This window comes from Fictibacillus phosphorivorans, assembly GCF_001619875.1.
In the GTDB taxonomy this organism is placed as follows: Bacteria; Bacillota; Bacilli; order Bacillales; family Fictibacillaceae; genus Fictibacillus; species Fictibacillus phosphorivorans_B.
In genome coordinates this window covers 476,290-488,139 of record NZ_LRFC01000001.1, presented here as the reverse complement: position 1 = coordinate 488,139, position 11,850 = coordinate 476,290, and the positions used below count along the sequence as shown (strand labels likewise).

10 protein-coding genes and 2 riboswitches are annotated in these 11,850 nt (G+C 38.1%); of the genes, 2 read left to right on the top strand and 8 right to left on the bottom strand.

Annotation, left to right across the window (positions count from 1 at the left end; all coding sequences use genetic code 11):
* Nucleotides 1–126: 126 nt before the first annotated feature.
* Together AWM68_RS02435 and AWM68_RS02430 are read right to left on the bottom strand one after the other, a co-directional pair.
* Entirely contained in the window at nucleotides 127–642 is a 516-nt protein-coding gene (locus tag AWM68_RS02435) for a DUF2199 domain-containing protein (RefSeq protein WP_066236492.1), read from the bottom strand.
* Between the two features lie 3 nt (nucleotides 643–645).
* Entirely contained in the window at nucleotides 646–1,410 is a 765-nt protein-coding gene (locus tag AWM68_RS02430; protein WP_066236491.1) for a DUF695 domain-containing protein, read from the bottom strand.
* A gap of 231 nt (nucleotides 1,411–1,641) precedes the next feature.
* Nucleotides 1,642–1,818, top strand: a riboswitch (Lysine riboswitch).
* Between the two features lie 88 nt (nucleotides 1,819–1,906).
* Here AWM68_RS02430 and AWM68_RS02425 point away from each other — a divergent pair.
* Complete coding sequence (locus AWM68_RS02425; RefSeq protein WP_066237442.1) at nucleotides 1,907–3,319, top strand: amino acid permease; 1,413 nt, start codon at nucleotides 1,907–1,909, stop codon at nucleotides 3,317–3,319.
* A 221-nt stretch (nucleotides 3,320–3,540) separates the two neighbouring features.
* On the opposite strand, the gene AWM68_RS02420 is transcribed toward AWM68_RS02425, so the two are convergent.
* The 4 genes from AWM68_RS02420 to AWM68_RS02405 all read right to left on the bottom strand — a co-directional run bounded on the left by AWM68_RS02420 (nucleotide 3,541) and on the right by AWM68_RS02405 (nucleotide 7,214).
* Nucleotides 3,541–4,770 (bottom strand): cation:proton antiporter, encoded by a 1,230-nt coding sequence (locus tag AWM68_RS02420; RefSeq protein ID WP_066236490.1) that lies wholly within the window; start codon nucleotides 4,768–4,770, stop codon nucleotides 3,541–3,543.
* Complete coding sequence (locus tag AWM68_RS02415; RefSeq protein ID WP_066236489.1) at nucleotides 4,767–5,267, bottom strand: cation:proton antiporter regulatory subunit; 501 nt, start codon at nucleotides 5,265–5,267, stop codon at nucleotides 4,767–4,769. The genes AWM68_RS02420 and AWM68_RS02415 overlap by 4 nt, the downstream gene beginning before the upstream one ends.
* A gap of 142 nt (nucleotides 5,268–5,409) precedes the next feature.
* The gene (locus AWM68_RS02410; RefSeq protein WP_066236488.1) at nucleotides 5,410–5,727 is read right to left on the bottom strand and encodes a hypothetical protein; all 318 of its coding nucleotides are present in this window, start codon (nucleotides 5,725–5,727) and stop codon (nucleotides 5,410–5,412) included.
* Between the two features lie 107 nt (nucleotides 5,728–5,834).
* Complete coding sequence (locus AWM68_RS02405; protein WP_066236487.1) at nucleotides 5,835–7,214, bottom strand: amino acid permease; 1,380 nt, start codon at nucleotides 7,212–7,214, stop codon at nucleotides 5,835–5,837.
* A gap of 226 nt (nucleotides 7,215–7,440) precedes the next feature.
* Between AWM68_RS02405 and gltP the strand changes: the two genes are divergently transcribed.
* On the top strand, nucleotides 7,441–8,694 hold the full coding sequence (gltP, locus tag AWM68_RS02400) for a glutamate/aspartate:proton symporter GltP (RefSeq protein WP_419865569.1): 1,254 nt from the start codon (nucleotides 7,441–7,443) through the stop codon (nucleotides 8,692–8,694).
* A 58-nt stretch (nucleotides 8,695–8,752) separates the two neighbouring features.
* Here gltP and AWM68_RS02395 read toward each other — a convergent pair whose 3' ends face one another.
* Together AWM68_RS02395 and AWM68_RS02390 are read right to left on the bottom strand one after the other, a co-directional pair.
* Nucleotides 8,753–10,579 carry an APC family permease gene (locus AWM68_RS02395; RefSeq protein ID WP_066236485.1) on the bottom strand — a complete coding sequence of 609 codons (1,827 nt, stop codon included), beginning with the start codon at nucleotides 10,577–10,579 and terminating at the stop codon, nucleotides 8,753–8,755.
* A 137-nt stretch (nucleotides 10,580–10,716) separates the two neighbouring features.
* Nucleotides 10,717–10,854: riboswitch (cyclic di-AMP (ydaO/yuaA leader) on the bottom strand.
* 168 nt (nucleotides 10,855–11,022) lie between these two features.
* Nucleotides 11,023–11,841 (bottom strand): STAS domain-containing protein, encoded by an 819-nt coding sequence (locus AWM68_RS02390; RefSeq protein ID WP_066236484.1) that lies wholly within the window; start codon nucleotides 11,839–11,841, stop codon nucleotides 11,023–11,025.
* Nucleotides 11,842–11,850 lie beyond the last annotated feature (9 nt).

The window sequence follows — 11,850 nt, the reverse complement described above, 5'->3', positions numbered from 1 at the left end:
ATTACCCCTTTAATTGCTTACTTTGTTATATCCTTTATCTTCCATAAAATAGGCGTTAATCCTTTTGGATTAACGCACAGGTTGCAGAAAAATATTCAATAACACTACTAGTTTGACAGGGTAAATCTATTTAAAATTACAACAGAATTGAGCAATTTCTTTAACACGATCAATCGTAATTCCTTCTCTTTGTTCAATAGAAAGCGGGTGATCGGTTGGTTCCAGCTCTATATATGGCCGTAAATCTACTGAACGGGTATGCACATAGGTTTTAAGGTTAATTGTCTCCGGGTACATAGGAAGTGCTGTAGATAACCATCCAAACATAGGATCAAGCTTTTCTCGATCAGGATCATCCCAATGTTCCAGTGTGAGTTCGAAATTCTCCTCGCTGAGTGAAACCCATACACCCCAAACAAACGGTTCATCGGATCCAATGACCGGTATCTCTATACAACCACGAATAAAGAAATGTTCACCATCCATAACACAAAGATCATCGTTTATTTCAAAACGCTTTTTACGTTCTCTTCTCGTCGCTTCTTCGTAATATACAGGTGCAGGACTTCCATAGTTAAAGGGCAGTTCGTCATGATACTCATCGCAGCAGCTGCATATGTATCCTTCCGTTACATTCGTCATTTTTTATCCCCTTTTAGCTAAAATAACCGGCGATTCCCATCCGTCATATTCACCATTGTGTTTTTGTGCAATTTCAATAATTAAATCGGTTACACCATCAATTATGGGATAATCGACACCATCTTCACGCGAAATAGTGATGCTGTATGATCCATCTTCATTTCTTTCCTGTTCTACGTATTCTGTCTTGAAGTTTTCATTTTGGATGTCTTGTTCAAACGCTTTTAGGTCATCCAAGCTTTCAAACTCTATCCAATGTTCAATTTTCCTTGGTTCTTCTAAATGATCTTTCTCGTTTTCTAGCAGTTCAACTAATTCACGGTTTGACATATGTTGAAAATGATACGCGTTTGGGTATAGAAATTCGTAGTAAAATGACCATGGTTCATCTTCTTCAATACCTGAAGTTTCTGTTTTGTATCCATTCTTCTCAAATATAGCTAATGCATGTTGATCAATGATTTTGGAATGCTTCTCTTTTTTTGCATAATAAAAAAATTCACGTGTGACGTTCGTGGTCAGCCTTCCCACTTGAATGATCTCTTCATCATTCAACCTTTCCATCAGATCATATTCCCACTCACCAAGAAGTTCATCTTCTTGTTCCTCAGGGAAACCTAGCTCAGTTGGTTTTTTAATAGCAATAGTTACAGAAAATAACCATTTATATTTTTTAATATTCACTTCTTCTGATACGTCTAAATCCACAACGATAGAAGCCAAATGTTCATCTAACTCATCCATATAAAAGTTCCAGTTATCAGACATGATTTCTCCTCCTTAGTCTCTAGTATAAAAATGGAAGAGCATCAAAACTATGCATAGATATTACTATTTTTCCACGTTGCACTGGATGGCCTACTAAAGAAGAGAAATTAACATTAAGCACCGTAATCCATATAACTGCAAACAAATTACCCATTACCTTCCATTGACGAAAACCTATTCTTTTTGCTAAGCTTCAACATGGAAATTAAATATAAGTCCTCACATTAATCTCGGTGAGGTAGAGGTCGCATTAATTATGAGTAAACTGTTCGAGGCAAGTGGTGCTGTTGACAACCGTTTGAAAGGAATTAATGCCGAAATGAGTTTTATCCACTAAAAAATTCATTGGGGCTGCATTGAACAAATGCAGAACTGTCGCAGAATTTTCTGCGTTGAGCTATGAGGGATTATGTGGGAAGCTGATTATAAACACGTATGGGCTGTTACCATACGTGTTTTTTTTATTGGCATAAAATCAACAGGAGGTTGTTACAGCATGAAAAATAATAATTGGAGTGTATGGCTTTTAACGGCGTTTGTCGTTGGAAATATGGTAGGATCCGGTATCTTTATGCTTCCAAATACATTAGCACAAACAGCTAGTCCATTGGGAGTTACGGCTGCTTGGGCGGTTACTGGATTTGGGGTATTAATGATTGCCCTCGTTTTTGGTTCGTTGTCTATTCGAAAACCAGAATTAACAGCCGGTCCACAAAGTTATGCAAGAGCCCTGTTTACAAATCCGAAAGCGGGAAATGTCGCAGGATTCAGTATGGTTTGGGGATATTGGGTAGCGAACTGGATAAGCAATGTAGCCATTATCACTAGTTTTGCAGGGTATTTATCAACATTTTTTCCTATGATGCAGAGTACAAAGGTAATAGCGACTGTATTCAACCAAGAAATACCGCTAGGAAAAGTAGTTACATTTACGGTTTGTACTTTATTATTATGGTTTACGCATTTTATTCTCGTTAAAAGTATGAACGGGGCAGGTAAGCTTAATTTTGTAGCAACTGCTTCAAAAGTTATCGGATTTATGTTATTCATTGTCGTTGCACTATTCGCAGTGGAATCCACCTTGTTTGCGGATGCTTACTTTCCTGTAGTCGACGAGACAGGTGTATCTCATGGACTTGGCAGTCAAATTAACATGGCTGCTATTGCAACATTATGGGCATTCGTTGGTATAGAGTCAGCTGTTGTATTATCAGGAAGAGCTTCTTCTCAAAGAGATGTTAAAAAAGCTACTATTATTGGACTACTTATTGCATTGAGCATCTACATGATTACAACTTTACTAACGATGAACGTTTTGCCACGAGAAGTTCTTATGACTTCAGACAAGCCATTTGTTGATGTATTATCCGTATTAATCGGAAATACAGGCGCATCTCTTATGGGTCTATTAGCTGTTATTTCGTTGTTTGGGTCCACCATTGGATGGATTCTATTAAGCTCCGAAGTTCCGTACCAAGCAGCTAAATCAGGCGTATTCCCGGCTTTTTTTGGTAAAGTGAATAAGAATGGAAGTCCTGTTAACGCATTAGCTGTTACAAATATTATGTCTCAGATCTTTATCTTCTCTACAATATCAGGGACGATTGGTGAGGCGTACTTGTTCTTAACAACTTCAGCTACACTTGCCTATTTAATTCCGTATTTGATATCAGCTGTTTACTTTCTTAAACTTGTTTATAAAGGTGACACCTATGATCAAATTAAAGGGTCTCGAGTATTAGATGGAGCGATTGCAACACTCGCATTGATCTATTCGAGTTGGGTGATCATTTCAGGCACAGCGGATGCCAAAACCTTCACATTAGGTATTGGTCTGTTCTTTTTAGGGTTTGTTGTATATCCTGTATTCAATAAATATACCGATAAACAAGTAAAAACCTCTCGCTAAGTCATCCATAATCACCTGAACTATATGAAAGATATATTTACTATTGAAATAAGCACAGCTTTTAAAAAAAGCTGTGCTTATTACTATACATTCTTTAAAAATTTTAATAGTTCCGGGTATTTATGATCAGGAATTAAATCATTATAAAAATGAGTAAACAATAAAACCATCACTATTGTAATGATAATAAACAAAATAACTTCTTTCATCAACCAATCTCCTTATCCATTGATTTTCTTTTTAAAATACGGCTTATCATCGGTTTTCCATTTGAAAATCTCGTTTAAAAAAATGTATATTTTTTTCGATTCTTTAGTAAGCAAGGGACCTAATATAGCAAGAATCAATACATATAATGCAGAAAAAGGTTTTAAAACAGAAGCCAATCCTCCAGCCATACCAATGTTTGCTACAATAATAGAGAATTCTCCACGGGAAACAATGGTCAGACCAATGTTGGAGGAAGCTTTATGAGACAAACCAGCTTTTCTGCCTGCAATCATACCAGCTATAAAGTTTCCTATGATTGTAATAACGACAGCTCCTAAAGCTAGCCAAACTGCACCACCTAACGTGAACGGATCTATACTTAAACCAAAACTGAAAAAGAAGATCGCTCCAAAGAAATCCCTAAATGGGATCACCATTTTTTCGATTCTTTCACTATGTTCAGTTTCTGAGAAGACAAGTCCTAACAGAAGAGCACCGATTGCTTCTGCTACGTGAATAGTTTCTGAAAACCCGGCAATAAAGAACAAAGAAGCAAAAATCACAATGATAAAGATTTCGTTTGATGTAATGTTAAGTAGCCTGTTTAAATGTTTCGTACAGGTCCTCGCTATGACAAAGAATAAAATCATATAGCTAAACGCAATGAGAATAGATTTGGTTACGCCAATTATAGAAGTCGTATCTCCTAAAACTAACCCCGAGATAATGGACAGATAGACAGCTAGAAATATATCTTCAAACATGATGATTCCCAGAATTAGTTCTGTTTCTGGATTAGCAGTTCGTCTTAGGTCAACGATGATCTTGGCTACAATTGCACTAGAAGAGATGGTTATGATTCCAGCGATGATCAGAATCTCTAGAAGCGGAAAGCCTAAGATATAAGCGTATAACAAACCTAACGAAAAATTGATAAGAATATAGATGCTGCCGCCAACAGCGATGTTTTTTCCAGAGCGTACTAATTTACCTACCGAAAATTCTAAACCGAGATAAAACAATAGAAACAAGACACCAATCCTGCCAAAGAAGGTAATGATCTCGTTGCTATTGATAAACGTAAAATCCAAAACCCCAATAACTGGAGCATGCGGTCCAACAATCATTCCAAATATAATGAGAAATGGAATGATCGAAAAGTTTAATTTGTTAGCTAGCAGTGCTGCAAATGCGATGATAACCAGTGCTGTACCCACTTCTAATACAAGATGACCTGTCATTCACTGCTCACCTCAGCTGAAAACATTTCCCTGATGATTCTTTTAACACCTGATCTTTCTCCAGAAATAACAATCATGTCGCCAGCATCAATCATCGTGTCGGGTCCTGGGTTCAATACCTTTTCATTTCCTTTAAGGATGGCTATGACTGATACCTCATACTTCTGACGGATATCCAGCTCACCAATCGTCTTCCCAACACTGAATGCTTTTGTATCAATGCGATACCACTCGATCATGAGTTCATCAAATGCCATCTCAATGGTCTCTAACGCTTTTGGTCGATAGATCATCCCTCCAATGATGGCAGCAAATTGCCTAGACTCTGTGTCGCTTAATGTTACCGAGGACAAACTTTCCTCGTAGTCGTTTTTATCAAAATGATAGATTTCTCTTCTCCCATCATCATGAACAATCACAACCACTTTATCTCCATTTGCAATCTCTATTTCAAATTTTCTTCCGATTCCAGGCAATTCTATTTCTTTAATTATCATACCTATCTCCTTTTTTCTGTTTTTTTGCACAACAAATAAACGTTTGAAAACCGATTTTTTCAAAACGTGCTATAAATAAGTGGTTTAGCTAAATAAACCATCTGTCGAAGGCTTTTTAAAAAAGGTTTAGGGATTGTTAGAGTTAGAGGTAATTCGATTGAAATTTAAAGGGGGTAAGACGTAATATCTTAGTGTTAAATGGATCAATCGTTGGAAGTACTAGATTCTCACGTAGTTCTTCAAATGGCATTTTAGGACTGACGAAAAATGCTTGAACTGAACTTATTAGCTTTTTACTTTCGGTTGGATATTCGCCAATAATCGTTGACTTATCGATTGACGCAGAGGATAATTCATAAACGTATTTTTGAGGTGTGAATAGGTTTTCCAAATTGTAGTTTGGAAAAAGAGATGTAAACGCAACTACCAAAAATAAAACCAATACCAAAAATTTCTTCAATTTCTTACTCCCCCTTTCTTTACGTCTTTTAAAATTTTACCACAATTCTAAATAAATCAGAAGTTAAAGCATAAAAAGCCACCTTGATAAGGTGGCTTTTTCTGACACTATTTGGTTGAATGTAACTTGCTGTTGCGATATCCGTAACTAAAGTAGAAAACAAGCCCTAGTACAAGCCATATTACAAACCCTTTCCACGTAAAAGCAGAAAGCTGAAGCATGAGATATACACAGAAAATAATCGCTAATGCAGGAATGACTGGTACCCATGGTGTTTTGAAACCACGTTTGATGTCTGGTCTTGTCTTTCGAAGAACAGCAACACCAAGAGAAACGCTAGCAAATGCAAACAACGTCCCAATGCTTGTCAGCTCAGCTAATTTGTCTAATGGAACAAATCCTGCAAATAAGGCGACGAGTAACCCTGTCGTCCAAGTACTTGGAAGCGGTACTTTGGACTTTGGATGAACCTGTGAAAGTTTACTTGGAAGAAGTCCATCGCGGCTCATTGCGTAAAACAAACGAGTCTGTCCAAACATCATAACGATTAAAACTGTTGTAATTCCGACAATCGCCCCTAATGAGATAAAACCGGCTGCCCAATCTTGACCAATAAATTGAAGGGCAAACGCTACAGGGTCTTTTACATTAAGCAGTTCATAAGGAACGATTCCTGTAAGAATTAATGAAACAGCGATATAGATGATTGTACAAATGGCCAATGCTGAGATGATACCTATTGGCAAATTTCGTTGTGGATCTTTAACTTCCTCCGCCGCTGTGGAAACAGCATCAAACCCAAAGTAGGCAAATACGACAACCGCTGCTCCTGTAACAACACCCGAGAACCCAAAAGGTACAAAAGGCTGCCAGTTAGCAGGTTCTACATACCAAACGCCTACTGCGATGAACAAAAGGACAACGGCAACTTTTACAATAACCATGATTCCATTGAATTTCGCAGATTCTTTAACACCTCTTGAAAGCAGTAGTGTCACGAGTAAGATAATCATAACTGCCGGCAAATCAATGTACGTACCTTTTTCCGGATTAAATGCACTGGTTATCGCGGTTGGAAGGTGTATTCCAAACCCCGTTAACAAGCTTTGAAAATACCCGGACCAACCGCTCGCAACTGCGGATGATGCAAGTCCATATTCCAAAACGAGATCCCACCCGAGAATCCAAGCAAAGATCTCACCAAATGCCACATAACTATAAGTGTACGCACTACCTGATTGAGGAATCATGGAAGCGAATTCTGAATAACAGAGTGCAGCAAACACACAGGCAAGTCCGGCAATAATAAACGATAAAATGAGAGCTGGCCCTGCATATTTAGCAGCAGCTACTCCAGTAAGCACGAATACACCGGTTCCAATGATGGCACCCACACCCAGCATCGTTAAATCAACGGCACCAAGTACTCGATTTAAAGGTTGATCTGTATGTTGATTGGTTAATAACTTCTTTCGAAATAAGTTCATAAGGCCTCCCAATGATTGTCGATATAAGTCGAATAGACATAAGTTATTTTATAAGGATTTTAATTTTTTGTAAACATTAAAATTTTCTCACATTTCAAATAAAAAGAATCGAACTTACATTCTTTCCAGTTTTTTAATTTGACAAACACTTATTTTGATAACTAAAATGTTTATCATGTGTACATCATCTTAGAAAAACAGAAGCAGGTGATTCAAAATGAAAAAAATGAGAATTAGTTTAGCTTGGCAAATCCTTATCGGACTAGCATTTGGTATCCTAATCGGTGCTTTATTCTATGGAAACGAAACAGTCCAAGGGTATCTGCAGCCTATCGGAGACATTTTCATTCGACTTATTAAAATGATTGTAGTACCAATTGTTATTTCCAGCCTGATCGTTGGTGTTGCAAGTGTGGGAGATATTAAACAGTTAGGCCGTCTTGGCGGAAAAACCATTTTATATTTTGAAATCGTTACAACTTTAGCTATTGTAATCGGACTATTTATAGCGAATATCTTCCAGCCAGGAGCAGGCGTGGATATGAAATCACTATCTAAAGGTGATATCTCAAGCTATGTCGAAACGACTGAATCTGTCGAAAGTCATGGATTCGCCGATACATTCATAAATATTGTTCCCACAAATCTATTTGAATCTTTAGCTAAAGGGGATATGCTCGCAATCATTTTCTTCTCCGTTTTGTTTGGTTTAGGAATTGCAGCCATTGGTGATAAAGGTAAGCCTGTTTTAGCCTTTTTCCAAGGAACGGCTGATGCGATGTTCTATATCACTAACCAGATCATGAAGCTTGCTCCTTTTGGTGTTTTTGCACTAATCGGTGTAACTGTTTCAAAGTTCGGTGTTGAGTCTCTTATACCATTGAGCAAACTCGTTCTAGTCGTTTATGGCGCTATGTTCTTTTTCGTCATCGTCGTATTAGGTGGAGTCGCCGCAATGGTTAAAGTGAACATTTTTACGTTGATCAAAATCTTAAAAGACGAATTAATTTTAGCTTATTCAACGGCCAGCTCAGAAACAGTATTGCCAAAACTCATGGAAAAAATGGAGAAGTTCGGATGTCCGAAAGCGATTACGTCTTTCGTAATCCCAACAGGATACTCGTTTAATTTGGATGGATCCACGCTGTACCAAGCCATTGCAGCTCTTTTCATCGCTCAAATGTATGGAATAGAACTTTCCATTGCTGAACAAATATCGTTATTGCTTGTATTAATGGTTACTTCTAAAGGTATCGCAGGTGTTCCAGGTGTATCCTTCGTTGTACTTTTAGCAACCCTGGGCTCTGTAGGTATTCCTCTTGAAGGATTAGCCTTTATTGCTGGAATTGACCGTATCCTTGATATGGCACGTACAGCTGTTAACGTTGTAGGTAACTCACTAGCAGCTGTTGTAATGTCTAAATGGGAAGGTAAATTTAATCCGATGAAAGCACAACAATATGAGTCTGAAGTAAGCTAAGAATTAATGTAAAACCGTGTCAGCGATTAAAGCTGCACGGTTTTTTTGTGTGCCCGAATTACTTTTTCAAATGATACGGAACAGTCGTAATAACGATGTCTCTTTTGTATAACAAGTACGCACGAATCAACAGACTTGATTGATTATGCAAGATATTATGCCAACCTTTTTTCGGAATGAATTGTGGAATGACAACTGTTACTTGATAATCGCCTTCCTTTGCTTTGTGTGCGACAGTATCCACGAACTTCGTGAGTGGTCCGAGTATGCTTCTGTAATGGGAGTGCAAAGTAACAAGCCGGATATCAGGCTGCCATTTCTCCCATTTCTCTTCAAACTTCCTCTCATCTTCCCTTTCAAATGCTACATAAACAGCAATGATTTGATCTGGGTTTAAGGATTTTGCATATTTCAAGGAATTCTCCACCACATGAGTGATTCCCGCAACAGGCAGAATCATGACATTCCCTTTTATGTCTGGTGATCTTTCACACGTTGTGAGTCTTAATTGGTCACCCACTGCGTCATAATGTTTTTTGATTCTATGGAAAATGAGCACGATGATCGGCAGGAATATAAGGATTGACCACACTTGTGAAAACTTCGTCAAAAAGAACATCATGGTAACGATGAAACTAATTAATGCACCTGTTGTGTTGATCACAAATTTCGGAACCCATCCATCGGGTTTTTCTCTAAGCCATTTCAACATCATCCCCGTTTGTGACAGCGTGAACGGAACGAATACGCCAACGGCATATAGCGGGATGAGGTGTTCCGTCTCAGCGTGAAATGCCACGATCAGAAGGATTGAGGCCAACCCAAGTATGATAATTCCGTTCGAATATCCTAGACGATCTCCTCTAACTAAGAACATTCTTGGAATAAACTTATCTTTTGCCAAGTTAACAGCGAGCAGCGGAAACGCAGAATACCCCGTGTTTGCTGCCAGAATCAAAATTAATGCTGTTGTGCCTTGAATAAAGAAATACATAAAGTTACGCCCAAAGGTTTCTTCTGCAATTTGGGAAACAACTGTCACCTCTGCTTTTGGAACAATTCCATAGAAATAAGCTAACGTAACAATACCAGAGAATAAAATGGCTAGTAGACCACCCATCATCATTAGCGTTCTAGCTGCGTTAACTGGTGCAGGCTGCTTAAAGTTTGGAATCGCGTTTGAGATGGCTTCAACACCTGTCAGCGCAGAACTTCCTGAAGCGAACGCCCTAAGTAGAATGAATAGGGATATACCAGCGACTGGCGTTCCGATCGGTGTGTGCAAGGTTTGAGGCACTTCTCCGGTCAAAATGTTATAAATTCCTACAGCAATCAGGATAAATAAAGCCAATACAAATAGATAAACGGGATATGCAAGAATTGAAGCAGATTCGGTAACACCTCTTAAGTTCAACAATGTAAGAAAAACTACAAACATAATCGCAATTTCAACATTAAAGTCATGGAGAGTCGGAAAAGCAGACGTTATCGCATCTGTCCCTGCAGACACACTAACCGCAACAGTTAATATATAATCTACGAGGAGTGAACCTCCAGCAACTAATCCGGGATTAACGCCTAGGTTTGTTTTTGAAACAACATAAGCTCCACCACCATGTGGATATGCATAAATAATCTGTCTATACGATAAAATGAGTGCTGTTAATAAAAATAAAACCCCAATTGCAATAGGGATAGAATACCAAAACGCAGCCATCCCCACGGTTATGAGCACAATCAAAATCTGTTCCGGACCATAGGCAACGGATGACAGAGCATCAGATGACAATATTGCCAAAGCTTTTGTTTTATTTATTTTTTGCTCCCCTAATTCGGCCGATTTTAGTGGTCGCCCGATTAATAGTCTTTTAATGAATGCTAACATGATTCTCTCTCCGTCCGGAAGTATTGTTGTTTTTAAATGTTTACAAAGTTAACTTTTTCAAATTCATAAAAAAAAGCCTGCAAGTCATCAAGAAATAGACCTGCAGGCCCTATATTTTTAGGCTCTACAAGCTCCACCTTCCTTCTCATAAACGCTTACGGAGTTAGCTGTCGGATTCGGGCCTTTGAGTAGCCCTACCTAAAAGGATTCACCCCATGGATTTTTAATCCATTCGTTGGTTCCCCCGCACCAGTTGGTTTTAGCGATTAAGAAATTTGAAACTGAACTAATAATACTCCCGTTAATTCAAAATGTAAATATTATTTTCAATCGGTAAGATTGTAATCATTTATATCATAAAAAAAGCGTTATTCCTTTATGGAATAACGCATCAATCATTAAAGTTGTATTCGCATTCAATTTTTTTACTTCATCTTAGAAATCTATCTAAGGTAATCCTCTAAAGCTTGCTGAAGAGTTGCTTTTGTTTCTGCTTTGCTTTCAAATGTTAATCCGAGGCTTGTGATTTTGCGCACGATCTCCGGACGCAGACCTGTAATGACACACTCACAGCCCATCATGTTCGCACCTTCGATGACTTTCATCAAGCGTTCGATCACTTCTGTTTCCATTTGCGCAATACCCGATAGATCAATGACGAGTGTACCGATGCGCAGTCTGCAGATTTCCAAAAGAACCTTTTCTTCGATTGTGTCTGTTCGATATGTATCGAGGTTACCTATAAGAGGAAGGACACAAACCGTTGCTGTGATCGGAATAATGGGTACAGAAAGATTTTCAACGAGGGCTTTCTGAGACTCGATCAGCTGATCTTTGTACTCAGAATAACTTAAGAATAATCCGTTTAGAAACTTATCAATGCGGTCATTAACTTCTCTTTCAGTGTAGAAAAACACTTCAGCTTCTACTTCTAAATGATTTTCTTTATTAAATTCCTGCAAGTATTTCCAAATCGTTCTTCTTATGGCTTGTACCCATTCCAGTTTGAATGCAAGCGTTAGGCTATGCGATGCCCACGATACACCCTCTATTTTCGCAAATGCTTCTAATTCACTGTCTTTTCCCTGGATGGTGTACATCACAAGTTTATGGGCATTGGACAATAAATCAATATTACCAATCAAAAGTATTTCTTCAATTTTCCCACGAACATTTCGGGCTTCATTTAATAATGATTCCTGGAACTCTTCTCGATTATTTGTAAAATATTCGATATAATCCTTTTCCATGGTTAAACCCATAGTGTTCAC